Here is a 16,640-nt window from a genome sequence, read left to right on the forward strand (position 1 = left end):
AGCAATCGTCGCGGGTGCACCCCGGCTCCGTCAGTGGGGTTGATCCTCATTTGCGCCAGCGGCTGCAGACCAGCCCCCCGCGGTCGCGGGCGCCGCCCGCATCCAGGCGCGCCAACCGTTCGAAGCTGCGGTAGCGCTCGTGGTGCCGGGATGCCCGGTCCGGTGGTGGTGACCGTGACCTCGGCTACTTCCCGACCGGAGTTCAAATCGAGGGTGATCGATCCACCGGCTGGGGTGTACCGGTGCGTGTTATCGAGGAGATTCGACAGGATCTGCGCTACCCGCGTCGCATCCACTGACACGGTCAACGTCTCAGTCCGGTTCTCTACACCGTGACTTAGGGCGCCAGCAGGGAGGCCCCGGTGGGCTTCGGCGTCGACGATGCGCTCACGTCGGTCACGTGCCGAGCCAACACAACCCCAGCGTCGATACGGCTCAGATCCAGCATGTCGGCGACGAGCCGTCCGGCGCGGCGGGCATCGGACAACGGCAGGCTGGCACGGCAGTACTGGGCGTGTGCAGCAGGATCGTCTTCGTGCTGGCATGCGCTGGTGGCGAGTTGTTCGGCGGCGGCCTGGATTCCGGCGATCGGGGTGCACAGCTCATGCGCGGCGTCGGCAATCGGGATCAGCCGCAAACCGTCAGGCAACCGACAGCAGCCACCACCGCCGACCCCGACACCACGACCCTGCGCAGCGACTTCACGACGCGGCGCAGCTTTGCTGAGCTGGCACAACAGCTTGACGCGCGGGCGATCGGTCGGCGTCCCGGATCACGTTCGCTCTGGCCCTCTGGCGGTCATCACCGCGAATAAAGCCAGAAACGCCGCCGCCGGGATCGCCCTGACACTGAAATCTCGGGCGCGCATGTGCGCCCCCAGCGCCAGGACGAAATATAGGGTCAGCATTGCCGTGGTCAACCGGGCCAGGGCGGGGAATCGGGTGACCGAGAGCAGACCGACGGCTGAGGCGGCCTTCGCCACTGGAAGTACCGGACGAACGGTTTCTGGGACCCCCAGATCGTCCAGCAGCTCTTTGATGGGCCTGAGCGGTATCGTGCAAGCCACCGCATCGCCGACCTGAAAAGCCGCTAGTGCCACATAGGTTTTCGGTGACGTCACCACGCTCATCGGTTCTCCTATCGGGCTAGCCCCGGTGGCGCCCCCGGCGGGCCGTCCACCGGCTTACGGGCGATCGCCTCGGCTTTGGCCACCGCCTGGGCGATGGTCGGGTCAGTGTCGGTGGAGAACCAGTCGGCAACCTCGGCATCGTCGGTGTCGGTGGCATGCTTGGGCAGGTCCTCAACCGGGGACGGCTCGAACCGGAACACCCCGTCCTGCCCCGGTGTGCCCAAAAGCCTGGTGAAGCCCTGCAGTGCGGCGCTGAAATCGCTGGGCACCACCCAAACTTTGTTGGCGTCGCCGCGCGCCATCTCCGGCAGCGTCTGCAGGTACTGGTAGGCCAGCATCTCCGGGGTGGGTCGGCCAGCTTTGATCGCGGCGAATGTCTTCTCAATGGCCTTGGCCTCACCCTGGGCCCGCAGATAGGCCGCGGCGCGTTCGCCCTGAGCGCGCAGCACCCGGGACTGGCGATCGGCTTCGGCGGACAGGATCGCGGCCTGCTTGGCTCCCTCGGCGGCCAGGATCTGGGACGCCTTCTGGCCCTCTGCCTGCATGATGGCTGCTTGCCGGGTGCCTTCAGCGGTGAGGATCATCGCGCGCTTTTCGCGGTCGGCCTTCATCTGCTTTTCCATCGACGCCTGAATTGACGGCGGTGGATCGATGCTGCGCAGTTCAACGCGCGCGACACGCAGACCCCAGCGGCCGGTCGCTTCGTCGAGCACACCGCGCAACTGGGCATTGATCTGGTCACGCGAGGTCAGCGTCTGCTCCAACGTCATACCGCCGACGACGTTGCGCAGCGTGGTCGTGGTGAGCTGCTCGACACCGACGATGTAATTGCTGATCTCGTAGACCGCCGCTTGTGGAACCGTGACCTGGAAGTACACCACGGTGTCGATGTTGAGGGTCAGGTTGTCCTCGGTGATGACGGGTTGCGGCGGGAACGACACCACTCGCTCCCGCAGGTCCACCCTGGCTCGGATGCGGTCGATGAACGGCACCAACAAGGTCAGCTGCCCGCTGACCGTGCGGCTGTAGCGACCCAGCCGTTCGATCACGGCGGCCTCCGCCTGCGGGATCAGCGCAACAGACTTAGCCACCACGACGATCGCAAAAATCACTAGAACGGCCAACAACACCAGGCCGGCAACCGCACCTTGCACCGGGATTCCTTTCTCGAGTCGTTACTCACCTTTGAAGACGACCGCGGTGGCACCCGCGATGTGCACCACCGTCACCGAATCGCCAGGTTCGAACACGTCACCGTCGTTGAGTGGGCGCGCCGACCACACCTCGCCGTCGATTTTGACCTGGCCGGCGTCGCGGACCACCCGATCCAGCACCAGGGCCTTCTTGCCCTCCAGTGCTTTGATGCCCATCGGCAAGCTTTTGGCGGGGTTGATCCGCCGCCGCAGTGCGGGCCGAACGAGCACCAGCAACAGCACCGAGACGATGAGGAACACTACGCCGTCGGCCCACACCGGCCAATCCATCAGCCAGCTGCTTCCCGACGCCGCCAGGGCGCCGCCACCGAGCATCAGCAAGAACATGTCGCCGGTCAACGCCTCCGCGCTGGCCAGCACCAACGCTGCGACTAGCCAGATCAGGGCGACGGGCATGCGCACAGGATACGCGCGATCCGCCTCAGCCGGGGCGAACAACTACACTGCGAGACCATGTGGTGTCCCAGTGTTTCGCTGTCGATGTGGGCCAACGCCTGGCTCGCCAGCAAGGCCGCGCCAGACGATGTCCTGGACGCGTTATCACTTTGGGCGCCAACGCAATCAGTCACCGCTTACGATGCTGTCGCGGCCGGCCACACCGGACTGCCATGGCCCGACGTGCACGATTTTGGCACGGTGTCGCTCTTGCAAACACTGCGTGCCACCGCGGGCCGCTCGACAATGTCCGCTGCCGGGACGCCATCTCGGTTACGCGGGACGATCAATCTGGTATTGCCGGTGCCAGGTGATGTGCGCGGGCTTTCCGCCGGAACCCAATTCGAGCACGACGCGCTAGCCGCGGGCGAAGCCGTTATCGTCACCAGTCCCGACGAGCCCGGCACTGCCTTCGGACTGGTCCCCGAGTTCTCCTACGGCGACGCCGAAGAGCCCGCGGACGACGCAGCGGTCCCCGAACTGTGTGCCTTGTCGTGGATGGTGTATTCGCTACCGAGTGCCCCGGTGTTCGACCACCAGGAGCTGGGCGACGCCGAATACGCGTTGCGTTCCGCGGTACGCTCGGCCGCGGACGCGCTGGGCACGATGGGTCTGGGATCCGCCGGTAGCGATATCGCCAATCCTCGCGGCTTGGTCGAGCAGTTGCTGGAATCCACACGCCAACACCGGATTCCCGACCACGCGCCGTCGCGGGCGCTGCGGGTGCTGGAGAATGCTGCGCACGTCGACGCCATCATCGCGGTCAGTGCCGGGCTGAGTCGCATGCCCGATTCCGCCACCGACCGGTTGGCCCAGCGCATGGTGGCCGGCCCGCAATCGTCGTCTGAAGTTGAAATTGCCTGCGACGCGTTACGCCCGCTCACCACTGTGGTGCGTTCGGCGCGGATCGCGGCGGTCAGCGCGATCCTGCAGTCGGCCTGGACGGACTAACGCAGTGCGGCGGACCACACGGCTGGCCGTTGACGCTGGCCAGGCAGCCCCGCACTGGATCAGGACCAGCTAGCCGGGCCGGCTCACGGCCGTAACGAAGTTCGTCAATCAAGCCGCTAGCCAGGCGAGCGAACCGGCGATCGGCGTTGGGAGTGCTGGCCCGCGCGAACGCCATTCCTAATGCCTGTGCCTGTAACCGCAACTCGTGGTCAAGGTCCCAAACCACCTCAATGTGGTCCGCGACAAACCCAATGGGACAGACGATCACGGCTTCGGCACCGGATTTCGCCAATGCGGTGAGGTGATCGGCCACGTCGGGCTCCAGCCACGGAACCTGCGGCGGGCCAGATCGCGACTGCCAAACCAGGTCGTAGTCGGCGTATCCGGCGGCGGTCGCCACCAGCCTTGCGGCATAAGCGACTTGGCGACTGTAGAGGCGTGGGCCCAAGCGTTGATCAGCGGCCACCGGGATCGAATGCGCGGTGAACACCAGTCTAGCGTTGTCCGGCACCGTGTTGGCTGCTGCGGCAATGGCATCGGAGAACATTTCGACGAAGAGCGGATGGTCGAAGTAGGCCCGCAGTTTGACCAGTTCGGGCGCATCCGGGCCGGCTACCTTGCGTGCCCGGGCGATATCCTCGACATACTGCGTACAGCTGGAATAACCGCTCCAGGCTGATGTGGTGAACACTGCCGCCCGCTGGATCCCGTTGTCGCGCATGGCTACCACCGCATCTTCGACGTATGGCTCCCAGTTACGGTTGCCGAAGTAAATGGGCAGGTCTTGCTCGGCTTGGAGCTGGGTGATCAGCGCTCGATTGATGCCGTTGATCGGTGACACACCCCCGAAATGCAGATAGTGCTGCGCTACCGCGTCCAGGCGTTCGGGCGGCACGCCGCGGCCCCGGGTGACGTTCTCCAAGAACGGCCGCACCTGCTCGGGCCCCTCCGGACCGCCGAAGGACAGCAGCAGGAGGGCATCAAATTCCATTGCGCGCTAGAGCAATTGGGTGTGGGCGCCGCCGTCGGCGTAGATGATGTCGCCGGTGGTGGCCGGAAGCCATTCGGAGAGCAGCGCGCAGACCGTCTTCGCGACCGGGGTTGGGTCCTTCATGTTCCAGCCGACGGGGGCGCGCTGGTCCCAGCCCTCCTCGAGCAGCTGGATCTGCGCGCCAGCTTCTTCGCCGAGCGCGCCGCCGACGATCGCGGCCATGGCCAACGTCCGGATCGGCCCAGCGGCAACCAGATTGGAGCGCACTCCGTATTTGCCGGCCTCGCGCGCGACGAAACGGTTCACCGATTCGAGCGCACTCTTGGCGACGGTCATCCAGTTGTAGGCCGGCATCGCCCGGCTCGGGTCGAAGTCCATGCCGACGATGGAACCGCCGCGGTTCATGATCGGCAACAACGCCTTGGCCAGCGCGGCATACGAATACGCGGAGATGTGGATGCCCTTGGACACATCTTCGTAGGGTGCGTCGAAGAACGGGTTGATGCCCATCCCGCTTTGCGGCATGAAGCCGATCGAGTGGACCACGCCGTCGAGCTTGTTTCCCGCGCCGATCACGTCGCCAACGCGGTCGCCGAGGGTGGCCAGGTGCTCGTCGTTTTGCACGTCGAGTTCCAGCAGCGGGGCCTTTTCCGGCAGCCGGTCCACAATCCGCTGGATCAGTCGCATCCGGTCGAACCCGGTCAACACCAGCTGAGCGCCCTGCTCCTGAGCTACCCGGGCGATGTGGAACGCGATCGAGGAGTCGGTGATGATCCCGCTGACGAGGATCCGTTTTCCGTCCAGCAGTCCTGTCATCTCTGTCCTTGTTCTGTCAGTGGCCCATGCCGGCGCCGCCGTCGACCGGGATCACCGCGCCCGAAATGTATGCGGCGTCCTCCGAGGCGAGGAAGCTGACGACTCCAGCGACCTCCTCGGGTTTGCCGATGCGGCCTAACGGAATCGCCTGCTGCGCCATTTCCTGGTACTTGGGGTCCATGGCCTGGGTCATCTCGGTGTCGATGAAGCCCGGTGCCACGACATTGGCCGTGATGGACCGCGATCCCAGCTCCCGGGTCAGCGACCGGGCCATCCCGACCAGTCCAGCCTTGGAGGCAGCATAGTTCGCCTGCCCCGGCAGCCCGGTCAGGCCGACAACGGAACCCATGAAGATGAAGCGCCCGAACCGTTTCTTGATCATGTTGCGCGACGCCCGCTTGGCGACTCGGAAAACGCCGGTCAGGTTGGCGTCGATGACCTTTTGGAACTGTTCCTCACTCATCCGCATGATCAACATGTCGGAGGTGACGCCGGCATTGGCGACCAAAACCTCCACCGGGCCCTGACGCTCCTCGACTCTGGTGAAGGCGGCGTCGACGGCGTCGTTGTCGGTGACGTCGCACTCGACGCCGAACAATCCCTCCGGCGCGCCGGACGAGCGGTGGGTCACCGCAACCTGGTGCCCATCGGCAGCCAGGCGGCGCGCGACGGCCAAGCCGATTCCCCGGTTCCCTCCGGTGACCAGCACGGAACGGGACACGAACGTGGGCCGGCCCGCGCCGGGAGTGCTGTCGGTAGCAGTGTCAGTGGCTGTGTCAGTCACCCCGTCAACCTAGCGCCTCGCCTCAGCCGCAACGAAATCGGATGCGTCCGCGAGCGTCACCTGGCTGCGATTTCCGGCGCGGATTTTCGCAGCCGGGTTACACTCGCGACGTTTGTCAGTGTGACGCGCCACACTTCGGCCATGACCGACCCATTTCGGGGCAGCGAAGCCCTAGCTGCGGGCGCGTTGACGCCCTACGAGTTGCGCAGTCGGCATGTCGCGCTGCACAAAGACGTGTACGTGTCGCGGGATGCAGAGCTGACTGCGCAATTACGCGCAAGAGCGCTGTGGCTTCGCTCGCGCCGCCGCGGCGTGCTAGCCGGCTACTCGGCTTCGGCCCTGCATGGCGCCAAGTGGATCGACGCGGACCTGCCCGCCGCGATCATCGACACCAACCGCCGTCCCGTCCCGGGAGCGCAGGTTTGGGAAGAACGCATTGAGTCCGACGAGATCTGCGTCATCGACGGCATGCGCGTCACCACACCGCAGCGAACGGCGCTTGACCTGACCAGGCGATTCCCCCTGGACCCCGCCGTCGCGGCAGTCGACGCCCTGATGCAGGCAACCGAGTTGAAAGCGGCCGATATCGAGCTGTTGGTCGAGCGCTATCGGGGCCGCCGCGGCATGAAAGCCGCCCGAGCCGCTCTCGACCTCGTCGATGGCGGCGCTCAGTCGCCCAAGGAAACCTGGTTGCGCTTGTTGTTGATCCGCGCCGGGTTTCCGCGTCCACAAACGCAGATCGTGCTGCGCAACCAATGGGGTTGGAGCGACGCGGTTTTGGATATGGGTTGGATCGACGTTAAGGTTGCCGCGGAGTACGACGGCGGGCACCACCAAGCCAACCGCTACCACTACGTCAGGGACATCCGCCGTCTTGAGAAAGTGGAGCGCCGCCACGGTTGGATCGTGGTCCGGGTCGTCGCCGAGGACCACCCTGCGGACATCATTCGCCGAGTGGCCGAGGCGAGAGCGTCGCGAACGTGACCACACTGCGAAAACCCGAGCCCGAAATCGCAGCCAGGTTACGCACCCACGCAGGCCTACGTCGGTAACCGGCGATTGATCAACAACGCGGCCAGTCCGGCCAACGCCAAGACCAGCGCGCCCAGCCGCAGCCAGCCGGTGCTGGCGTCACCCTTAATGGTCTCGTACCCGATTTGCTGTTGTAGCGATGCGTACACCGCCTTCAGCTCGGACACCGTCGCGGCGTTGTAGGCGTTTCCGCCAGAAAGTTGGGCTACCTTCTTGAGCGTCTCATCATCGACCGGTACCGGCTGGCGTTGGTCGTTGATCTCCACGAAGCCGTACGGAGTGCCGAACGAAATCGTGGAGATCGGCACGCCCTGGTCCTTGGCGGTGCGGGCGGCGGTATATGCCCCTTTGGGGTTGTCCGGGTTGGTCGGCATCGTCTCCTTGCCATCGGAGAACAGCACGATGCGCGCCGGCGGTGGTGTGTCACCGCCACCGATTACCGCGCCGACGGTGGCGATGGCCTGCAGCGCGGTGAAAATGGCCTCCCCAGTCGCGGTGCGGTCGGCGAACTGCAGCTTGTCCAGCGCGTTCTTGGTCGCCTCCCGGTTGGTCGTCGGCGACACCAACACCGTCGCGGTACCCGCGTAAGCGATCAGACCCAGATTGATGCCGGGCGTCAGCTCGTCGGCGAACTGTTTGGCAGCTTCCTGGGCCGCCACCATGCGGTTGGGTTCGACGTCGGTCGCGCGCATCGACTGAGACACATCGATCACCAGCATCACGACCGCGCGGTTACGCGGAATCCGGACATCCTGGGTCGGCCCGGCCATCGCCACGGTAAATAGCACCAGTGCCAGGGCCAGCAGGATCGCCGGGATGTGCCGCCAGCGCGAAGGTCGCTTGGGGGCCACGCTTTCCAGCAACTCCATATTGGCGAACCGCAGCATCCGCTTCTGGCGCGCCAGCTGCAGCACAACATACAGCGCGATCAATCCGGCAACCACAAACAGGAAGAGGAAGAACCAGGAGTGGTCGAAGCCGGATAGCGTCATGGGCCCCAGCAACGGCAACGTCATGTCACTGGGCCCCCGCCATGGCCCCACGTCGGCGGGAAGCGACAAACCGGACGATGTCGGCGAGCCAGTCGCGGTCGGTGCGAAGTGTCAGCATCGGGGCCCCACAGCCGCGCAGGGTCCGCGCCACATCGCCGCGGTGTGCCGCGGCGGCCCTGGCGAAGTCGTCACGCAGCTGCGTGTCGATGGTGAACTCACGCGTGACACCGGTTTCCGCATCCTGCAGGATCACGTCGCCGATGTCGGGCAGTTCGACATCGCGCGGATCGAGTACCTCGATAGCCAGCACCTCATGGCGGGCGGCGATCGCCCGCAGCGGACGCATCCAGTTGATCGGGCCCAGGAAATCGCTGATGATCACTGCCATCCCCCGACGACGTTCCGGCCGGCGCAGCGCGTCAATGGCCACCGCCAGGTCGCCGCGCACCCCGGCCGGAGCTTTGGGCATGGTCGCGATGGTGCGCAACATCGTGTGCTGATGCTGGCGCCCGGTGCGAGCCGGAACCCGAGTCATCGCGGCGCCATTGGCGATCAGCGCGCCGATTCGGTTGCCGCCGCCGCTGTTGAGGAACGTGATGGCCGCCGCGGCCGCCACCGCGAGGTCGCGTTTCTCACACACGGCGGTACCGAAGTCCAGGCTGGCCGACAAGTCCACCACCAGCCACGTCTCCAGTTCCCGGTCGGCGATCATCTGCCGAACATGCGGGTGAGTGGTTCGGGCGGTGACCGCCCAGTCCATTCGGCGCACGTCGTCGCCGGGCTGGTAAAGACGCGACTCGCCGGGCTCCGAGCCTGGCCCTGGGATCAAACCGAGGTGATCGCCGTGCAGGACGCCGTCCAGCTTGTGCTTGACGGTCAGCTCCAGCGTGCGCAGCGCCGCCGACAGCTTGGGGTCGTCGATGTCGCCGCGCAGCAACGACGGCGGCGAGACGACCGCCGGCGCCTTGGATTCGGTCACCGGCCGCTAGCCGCAGCCGCCGCCTGCATTACCGGCGGAACCGAATGGCCTTGCTGCGGAACGGCATTCACTTGCGGCAGGGCAACCGTCTGCAGCACCCGGTTGATAATGACCTCCGGTGTGATCTCATCGGCGAGCGCGTCGTAGGTGAGCACCAACCGGTGGCGCAACACGTCCGGGATGACTTCGATGACATCCTGCGGAATCACATAGTCGCGTCCTCGCACCAACGCCAGCGAGCGGGCTGCGGCGATAATGCCCAGCGAGGCGCGCGGGGATGCGCCAAACGCGATCCAGCTCTTGACGTCGTTCATGCCGAGTTGCTCGGGTACGCGGGTGGCAAAGACGACTCGGACTACATAGTCGACCAGCGCGTGATGCACGAAGTTGTTGGCGGCGATCCCTTGTAGCCGCACCAGGTCGCCGGTGTTCAGGATCTGCTTGGGCTGGGGAGGGCTAATGCCCATCCGGTAGATGATCTCGCGCTCTTCTTCCGCGGTCGGGTAGCCGACGTTGATTTTGAACAGGAATCGGTCGCGTTGCGCCTCGGGCAACGGGTAAACGCCCTCGTGCTCGATCGGGTTCTGCGTCGCCATCACCAGGAACGGGTTGGGTAGCGGGAAAGTCTTGCCGCCGATGGAGACGTGGCGTTCCTGCATCACCTCCAACAGCGCCGACTGCACCTTGGCCGGGGCCCGGTTGATCTCGTCGGCGAGCAGGAAGTTGACCACTACCGGCCCAAGTTCGGTGTCGAACTCCTCCTTACCCTGCCGATAGATGCGGGTGCCGACGATGTCGGTAGGCACCAGGTCAGGCGTGAACTGGATCCGCGCGAATGTCCCGCCGACCACGCGGGCGAACGTCTCCACCGCCAGCGTCTTGGCCACACCGGGCACGCCTTCGAGCAATACGTGGCCTTTGGATAGCAGACCGACCAGCATCCGCTCCACGAGCTGGTCCTGGCCGACGATGATCCGCTTGACCTCGAAGATGGCCCGCTCCAGGGTGTGCACCTCGGCGGCTAGCCCGTCCGCACCGCCTGAAGGCGCCTCATGGGCCGGCGGGCCCGCATGCCCACCCGGACCCGGGTAACCGCCACCTGCTGATGTCATCAACTACCCTCCACCGCTCGATCAGACGGGGCAGCGACGTGCCCGCGTTCAACTATTCCAGGCGTCCTGGATTCCGTCGACGCCACAGTTCCCGCTCGAACCGTCACGCTGGCAGCGCTCCTGGCTCAGTACTCGATGATCCTAGTCACAAACGGCGTCATGCCGGCCTTCCGTACCGGGCTCACCGTGACTTTGCCTGCGCTTCCGGACGCCTCCAACATCTGGCCATTACCCAGATACATGGTGACGTGCTGGCTGCCGCCCGGCCCGTAGAAGATGAGGTCGCCGCGCCTGGCCTCGTTGGGCGGGATGTGGCGACCGGCGTTGTACTGGTCGCCGGAGAACCGCGGGATCAGCACGCCCACGCCGGCGAACGCGTAGCGCATCAGACCCGAGCAATCAAAGCCGACGGTGCCGGCTCCGGAGTCCACTCCCTTGCTCGGGCCCTCCAGCGTGCCGCCGCCCCACGAATACGGGACCCCCAGCTGCGACCCGCCGCGCCGGATTACGTACTCGATTGCCTGCCGGCCGTTGGCCCGCGGAATCCGGCTCGGGCTGGTGTTGGCGGCCGCACCAGGAGCACTGTTCCCGCCCAGATTGATGCCCAGCCCGCCCAGGAACTGCCGCCCCAGGTCGAGCGTGGTCTGGGTGGCCTGGGCGGTGGCTTGCAGCGAGGCGTTAGCCACGGCCAGCGGATCACCGGGGGCACCGGCACTGATGGTCGCCGGTAAGGTCGGATCCCACTGGCCGGGATCAGCGTCTGCCGGCCCGGCCACAGCCACCAACAGCCCGGTCACCAAGGCGGTGATCCAGGCTGGGGTCGTTAACCGAAACCGCTTGCGGCGCATAGAACCTCGTTAATACTCGATGTAGCGGACCACGAAGGGCGTCATGCCGCTGGTCCGCACCGGCGCGACGCGGACCTTGAGACCGATGTCGGGCGCCTCGAGCATTTGACCGTCACCCAGATAGATGGTCACGTGCTGACTGCCACCGGGGCCGTAGAAGATGACATCTCCGCGGCGCATTTGGGAGGTCGGGATCTTACGGCCCAGGTTGTACTGCGAACCCGAATAGTGCGGCAACTTGATGCCCACCCCGGCGAACGAGTACAGGACCAGCCCGGAACAGTCGAAGCCGGTGATGCCGGCGCCCGAGTCGATACCTTTGCTCGGACCCGCAGCATTGCCGCCGCCCCAGGAATACGGCACGCCGATCTGCGACATGCCGCGGCGGATCGCATACTCGGACGCCTGCCGTCCGTACACCCGCGGGATCCGGCCTTGGTACGAACCCCTCGGGGCATTGGTGATGCCAGTGTCGGTGGGCTTAAGAATGCCTAGCTGCTGCAGGAAGTTTCGTCCCATCTGGGCGGTGACCTGCGCCGAAGTCGCCGAGTAGCCCAACACCTGGTTCACCACCGCGATGGGGTCGCCGGGGATATTGGCGCTGGGAATCTGCGGCAGTGTGGGGTCCCAGCCGTCCCAGCGGCGGCCGCCGCCGGGTGTCGATCCGGGATCCCACATCGCATCCGAGGCCTGCGCACCTGGACCGCCGGCTGACGACCAGGCGACCAGCCTAGCCGCTTGGAGCTTGGCTTCGGCCGCCTCGCGCTCGGCCGCCAGCCGATTGACCTCCTCCCGCTGCTGGTCGAACTTGCGTTGAGTGTCGGTGAGCGCCGCGACCGCTGCGTCCTGGCTGGCATTCGCATCGGCGGCGGCCTTATCGGCCTTCTGCTTGGCCTGCCGCGCTGCCGATTCGTTATTTACTTGGAGCGTCCGGGCTCGCTGCAGGTTGGCAAGCACCGTCTGGGCGCTGGCTGCCATGGTCTTGGTGGCGGTGGCGGCGGCGATGATGTCCTCGGGACTGCTCGCGGTCAGGTAGCTGTCCGAGGGACCGTTCATGTAGGTCGCCGCAGCAAAGGTGTTGAACCGGTGCTGCGCCGCGGCGATCGCCGCATTGGCGTCCTTGACGGCCTGCTGGCTGATTTCGAGCTCATGTGCGGCAGCGGCGGCCTCGTCCCGTGCGGTCTCCACGGCGACCATGGCTTTGTTGACGCTCTCCTGCTCCAGCTCGACGGCGGCGCTGAGGTCCTCCAGCCGCTGGTTGGCCTTGGCTACCTCAGCAATCAGCGTGGCTATGGTGTCGCTGCCGGGATCGGCGGTCGCCAGTCCCGGAGTCGATATCAGCAGAACCACGCTGAGGACCGACGGAAGTGCCGGCCGCACCAACCGTGCGCCCGATCGCCAGCTAGAGCCCGCTCTGGTCCGTCTCATTACGACTCAGGTCTCCTATGGCTCATGTCGGCCGGACGGCTGCTAGCGCTGCTAACACGGAAAGCGCCAGTGGCATCACAATCATCATTCGCACCGTACGTCACAGCTGACGCTAAAGAAACTTATGTCACAAAGTGCACCCTGGACGTGCAACTAATGTGACCGCACGGTGATCTAGTTTGTTTGCCACACTGCGCAGCTGGGCCGGTGCATCAAGGCCGGGACATCCTCACGAACTGGTTAGACGCCCTATTCGGCCCGCTCATCCGTCGCGTCGACGCCATCCATCGACGTTGCTAAGCGGCTACTCCGCAGCTGTATGAATCGGGTGCCAACGGCCGCTGCGAACACTGCGATCAGCAAGAAAATTGTCAAACCAGTCCAGGGGAATTCTGGCGTGCTCAGCTCGTGCACAAAGTTCTGCGCCGACTGCACGGGATTGCCGGTCTTGGAATGATCTTCCCCCGCCTCCAGCGTGACGCGCGGGTAGTGCGTGCTGTAGCTGCCGACGTAGTTGGGGCTTAGCACCAACACCGTGGCATCGTTGTAATCGGCGCCGACGACGGTCGCGATGTCCCGCAACGGAGTGTCATTGGGCGGGTTGTGGTCCAGCAACACGATCTTCAGATCGATGCCTTCGGCGTGCGCGTGGTTGACCACCCCGACCAGTCCGGGCGCGGCCGCCGGTGGTGCACTGACGCCGGTCGCTGCGACCTGGGCCTTGACCGCAGTCATATCCACGTCTTGTGGAATATAGGTTGGCAGCAACGGAATCGTCTGGCGCATCATGTCGTGCCCGGTCATGGTGTCGCTCCTCTCACACCTCCCGCAGTGCTACAGGCACCGTACGCGTCGAGTGTGCGTTGGCGGCATTCGGTGTGCCGGTAGGGCGCGATTCTCGCGCTGCACCCGCCCTCACGACACACTCGCATCGGGCAAGGAGCTTTCAATGCACGGCCGGCACAACAAGACTGACGACTACGAGTGCCCATCGCAAGCCGGACAAGCGTACTGTTAAAGTGGCGTGAGCATTCGAAGCACCGTCGACACGGCCCGTCGGCGGAAGAACTTGATCCTCGGGAGTTGATGTGACTAGCAAAGATTCTGTGAACTCGTTTGGAGCCCGCGACACCCTCCAGGTCGGCGCGAAGAGCTACCAGATCTACCGTCTCGACGCCGTCCCCAACACCAAGAAACTTCCCTACAGCCTCAAGGTTCTCGCGGAGAACCTGCTGCGCAACGAGGACGGCAGCAACATCACCAAGGATCACATCGAGGCCATCGCGAATTGGGATCCCGGGGCCCAGCCCAGCATCGAAATCCAGTACACGCCCGCCCGTGTGGTGATGCAGGACTTCACCGGCGTGCCCTGCATCGTGGACTTGGCCACCATGCGGGAGGCCATCGCCGATTTGGGCGGCGCCCCGGAGAAGGTGAACCCGCTGGCGCCGGCGGATCTGGTGATCGACCACTCGGTGATCGCCGACTTGTTCGGCCGGGCCGACGCATTCGAGCGCAACGTCGAGATTGAGTACCAGCGCAACGGCGAGCGCTATCAGTTCCTGCGCTGGGGTCAGGGCGCATTCCGCGACTTCAAAGTGGTGCCGCCAGGCACCGGCATCGTGCACCAGGTGAACATCGAATACCTGGCCCCGGTGGTGATGGAGCGTGATGGGGTGGCGTACCCCGACACCTGTGTGGGCACCGACTCGCATACCACGATGGTCAACGGCCTGGGCGTGCTCGGCTGGGGTGTGGGCGGCATCGAAGCCGAGGCGGCCATGCTGGGGCAGCCCGTCTCGATGCTGATCCCGCGAGTCGTCGGCTTCAAACTCACCGGCGAGATTCAGCCCGGGGTCACGGCCACCGACGTGGTGCTCACCGTCACCGAGATGCTGCGCAGGCACGGCGTCGTCGGCAAGTTCGTCGAGTTCTATGGCCAGGGGGTGGCCGAGGTGCCGTTGGCCAACCGCGCCACCCTGGGCAACATGAGCCCCGAATTCGGTTCTACCGCAGCGATTTTCCCAATCGACGCAGAGACCATCAACTACTTGAAGGTCACTGGTCGCAAGCCCGAGCAACTTGCGCTGGTCGAGGCATACGCCAAAGCACAGGGCATGTGGCACGACCCCGCGCACGAGCCGGCCTTCTCGGAATACCTCGAGCTCAACTTGTCCGACGTGGTTCCGTCGATCGCAGGACCCAAGCGTCCGCAGGATCGAATCCCGTTGTCGCAGGCCAAAACCACGTTCCGCGATCAGATTCCCAGCTACGTTGGCGGCGGCTCCCCGCCCGACCTGCACTCCAAGCTGGACGAGGTGATCGAGGAGACGTTCCCGGCCAGCGATCCGGGTCAAGTGTCCAACGGCCATGCAGATGACGTCGTCGTGCATTCGGCTGCCGTGCACGCCAGCGGCCGCCCGAGCAACCCGGTGACCGTGAAGTCCGACGAACTCGGCGAGTTCGTGCTCGACCACGGCGCGGTGGTCATCGCCGCGGTCACGTCATGCACCAATACCTCCAACCCCGAGGTGATGCTGGGCGCGGCGCTGTTGGCACGCAACGCCGTCGAGAAGGGGCTGACCGCCAAACCATGGGTGAAGACCACCATGGCGCCGGGCTCCCAAGTAGTCAGCGACTACTACGACAAGGCCGGGCTGTGGCCGTATCTGGAGAAGCTCGGCTTTTATCTGGTCGGCTATGGGTGCACTACCTGCATCGGAAACTCCGGCCCGCTGCCCGAAGAGGTTTCCAAGGCGATCAACGACAACGACCTTTCGGTTGCGGCCGTGCTGTCGGGCAACCGGAACTTCGAGGGGCGCATCAACCCCGACGTGAAGATGAATTACCTGGCCTCGCCGCCACTGGTGATCGCCTACGCGCTGGCCGGGACCATGGACTTCGATTTCGACTCCCAGCCGCTGGGCAAAGACACTGAAGGCAAAAAAGTCTTCCTCAAAGACATCTGGCCGTCGCAGCAGGACGTCGCCGACACTATTGCGTCGGCGATTAATCAGGACATGTTCACCAAGAACTACGCCGATGTGTTCAAGGGTGACCAGCGCTGGCGCAACTTGCCCACTCCGAGCGGCAATACCTTTGACTGGGATCAGGATTCAACCTACGTGCGTAAGCCACCTTACTTCGACGGGATGTCCGCCGAACCCGAGCCGGTTGGTGACATCACCGGTGCTCGGGTACTGGCGCTGCTGGGTGACTCGGTGACCACCGACCACATCTCGCCTGCCGGTGCCATCAAGCCCGGCACCCCGGCCGCCCGCTACCTCGACGAGCACGGCGTGGACCGCAAGGACTACAACTCTTTTGGTTCGCGGCGCGGGAACCACGAGGTGATGATCCGAGGCACGTTCGCCAATATCCGGCTGCGGAATATGTTGCTTGACGATGTGTCCGGCGGGTATACCCGCGACTTCACCCAGCAGGGCGGGCCGCAGGCTTTCATTTACGACGCCGCGCAAAACTATGCAGCACAACGCATTCCGCTCGTGGTGCTGGGTGGCAAGGAGTACGGCTCCGGTTCCTCACGCGACTGGGCCGCCAAGGGCACCTTGTTGTTAGGGGTACGCGCGGTGATCGCCGAGTCGTTCGAGCGTATCCACCGCTCCAACCTGATCGGTATGGGCGTGATCCCGCTGCAATTTCCCGACGGACAGTCGGCTTCGTCGCTGGGGCTGGATGGTACCGAGGTCTTCGACATCACCGGCATCACGGCTCTCAGCGACGGCAGAACACCGAAGGCGGTCCAGGTAACCGCTACCAAAGCAGACGGTTCTAAGGTCGAATTCGACGCGGTGGTGCGCATAGACACCCCCGGAGAGGCTGACTACTACCGCAACGGCGGCATCCTACAGTTCGTGCTGCGCAACATGCTCAAGTCGGGGTAATCCCAGCCGATTCCAACCCTGGCC

15 protein-coding genes and 1 pseudogene are annotated in these 16,640 nt (G+C 65.0%); 3 read left to right on the plus strand and 13 right to left on the minus strand.

The window, feature by feature from the left end:
- Positions 1-73: 73 nt before the first annotated feature.
- The 4 genes and pseudogenes from F0Q45_RS01265 to F0Q45_RS01280 all read right to left on the minus strand — a co-directional run.
- Positions 74-622, minus strand: a pseudogene (locus F0Q45_RS01265) (sensor histidine kinase); the annotation flags it as partial.
- Positions 623-772: 150 nt separating this feature from the next.
- Positions 773-1,129, minus strand: coding sequence for a DoxX family protein (locus F0Q45_RS01270; RefSeq protein ID WP_149652177.1), 357 nt, complete (start codon positions 1,127-1,129; stop codon positions 773-775).
- Positions 1,130-1,137: 8 nt separating this feature from the next.
- Positions 1,138-2,283, minus strand: coding sequence for an SPFH domain-containing protein (locus tag F0Q45_RS01275; RefSeq protein WP_149652178.1), 1,146 nt, complete (start codon positions 2,281-2,283; stop codon positions 1,138-1,140).
- A 21-nt stretch (positions 2,284-2,304) separates the two neighbouring features.
- Positions 2,305-2,739 carry an NfeD family protein gene (locus tag F0Q45_RS01280; protein WP_149652179.1) on the minus strand — a complete coding sequence of 145 codons (435 nt, stop codon included), beginning with the start codon at positions 2,737-2,739 and terminating at the stop codon, positions 2,305-2,307.
- Between the two features lie 57 nt (positions 2,740-2,796).
- Here F0Q45_RS01280 and F0Q45_RS01285 point away from each other — a divergent pair, with 57 nt between their 5' ends.
- Positions 2,797-3,729, plus strand: coding sequence for a hypothetical protein (locus tag F0Q45_RS01285; RefSeq protein ID WP_149652180.1), 933 nt, complete (start codon positions 2,797-2,799; stop codon positions 3,727-3,729).
- On the opposite strand, the gene F0Q45_RS01290 is transcribed toward F0Q45_RS01285, so the two are convergent.
- Genes F0Q45_RS01290 through fabG1 form a run of 3 tightly spaced genes read right to left on the minus strand, consistent with a single transcriptional unit; the run spans position 3,695 to position 6,320 of the window.
- Positions 3,695-4,720, minus strand: coding sequence for a ferrochelatase (locus F0Q45_RS01290; RefSeq protein WP_149652181.1), 1,026 nt, complete (start codon positions 4,718-4,720; stop codon positions 3,695-3,697). The two genes, F0Q45_RS01285 and F0Q45_RS01290, sit on opposite strands and share 35 nt — an antisense overlap.
- A gap of 6 nt (positions 4,721-4,726) precedes the next feature.
- Entirely contained in the window at positions 4,727-5,536 is an 810-nt protein-coding gene (gene inhA, locus F0Q45_RS01295; protein ID WP_149652182.1) for an NADH-dependent enoyl-ACP reductase InhA, read from the minus strand.
- A gap of 16 nt (positions 5,537-5,552) precedes the next feature.
- Positions 5,553-6,320, minus strand: coding sequence for a 3-oxoacyl-ACP reductase FabG1 (gene fabG1, locus F0Q45_RS01300; protein WP_149652183.1), 768 nt, complete (start codon positions 6,318-6,320; stop codon positions 5,553-5,555).
- Between the two features lie 141 nt (positions 6,321-6,461).
- On the opposite strand from fabG1, the gene F0Q45_RS01305 reads away from it, so the two are divergent.
- Positions 6,462-7,304 carry a hypothetical protein gene (locus F0Q45_RS01305; protein ID WP_149652184.1) on the plus strand — a complete coding sequence of 281 codons (843 nt, stop codon included), beginning with the start codon at positions 6,462-6,464 and terminating at the stop codon, positions 7,302-7,304.
- Between the two features lie 56 nt (positions 7,305-7,360).
- Here F0Q45_RS01305 and F0Q45_RS01310 read toward each other — a convergent pair whose 3' ends face one another.
- The 6 genes from F0Q45_RS01310 to F0Q45_RS01335 all read right to left on the minus strand — a co-directional run bounded on the left by F0Q45_RS01310 (position 7,361) and on the right by F0Q45_RS01335 (position 13,515).
- On the minus strand, positions 7,361-8,368 hold the full coding sequence (locus F0Q45_RS01310) for a VWA domain-containing protein (protein WP_149652185.1): 1,008 nt from the start codon (positions 8,366-8,368) through the stop codon (positions 7,361-7,363).
- A 1-nt stretch (position 8,369) separates the two neighbouring features.
- Complete coding sequence (locus F0Q45_RS01315; RefSeq protein ID WP_149652186.1) at positions 8,370-9,323, minus strand: DUF58 domain-containing protein; 954 nt, start codon at positions 9,321-9,323, stop codon at positions 8,370-8,372.
- Positions 9,320-10,435 carry a chaperone MoxR1 gene (moxR1, locus tag F0Q45_RS01320; protein WP_149652187.1) on the minus strand — a complete coding sequence of 372 codons (1,116 nt, stop codon included), beginning with the start codon at positions 10,433-10,435 and terminating at the stop codon, positions 9,320-9,322. Before moxR1 ends, F0Q45_RS01315 begins: the two co-directional genes overlap by 4 nt.
- A gap of 125 nt (positions 10,436-10,560) precedes the next feature.
- Positions 10,561-11,283: an NlpC/P60 family peptidoglycan endopeptidase RipB gene (gene ripB, locus F0Q45_RS01325; protein WP_149652188.1), complete on the minus strand. Its 723-nt coding sequence runs from the start codon at positions 11,281-11,283 to the stop codon at positions 10,561-10,563.
- Between the two features lie 9 nt (positions 11,284-11,292).
- Positions 11,293-12,711 carry an NlpC/P60 family peptidoglycan endopeptidase RipA gene (ripA, locus tag F0Q45_RS01330; RefSeq protein WP_149652189.1) on the minus strand — a complete coding sequence of 473 codons (1,419 nt, stop codon included), beginning with the start codon at positions 12,709-12,711 and terminating at the stop codon, positions 11,293-11,295.
- A gap of 249 nt (positions 12,712-12,960) precedes the next feature.
- A complete protein-coding gene (locus tag F0Q45_RS01335) occupies positions 12,961-13,515 on the minus strand; it encodes an Rv1476 family membrane protein (RefSeq protein WP_149652190.1) in 555 nt (184 codons plus the stop codon).
- A 284-nt stretch (positions 13,516-13,799) separates the two neighbouring features.
- Between F0Q45_RS01335 and acnA the strand changes: the two genes are divergently transcribed.
- Positions 13,800-16,616 carry an aconitate hydratase AcnA gene (gene acnA, locus F0Q45_RS01340; RefSeq protein ID WP_149652191.1) on the plus strand — a complete coding sequence of 939 codons (2,817 nt, stop codon included), beginning with the start codon at positions 13,800-13,802 and terminating at the stop codon, positions 16,614-16,616.
- Positions 16,617-16,640 lie beyond the last annotated feature (24 nt).

Origin of the sequence: Mycobacterium simiae, assembly GCF_008370645.1 — a bacterium.
Taxonomy (GTDB): domain Bacteria; phylum Actinomycetota; class Actinomycetes; order Mycobacteriales; family Mycobacteriaceae; genus Mycobacterium; species Mycobacterium simiae_A.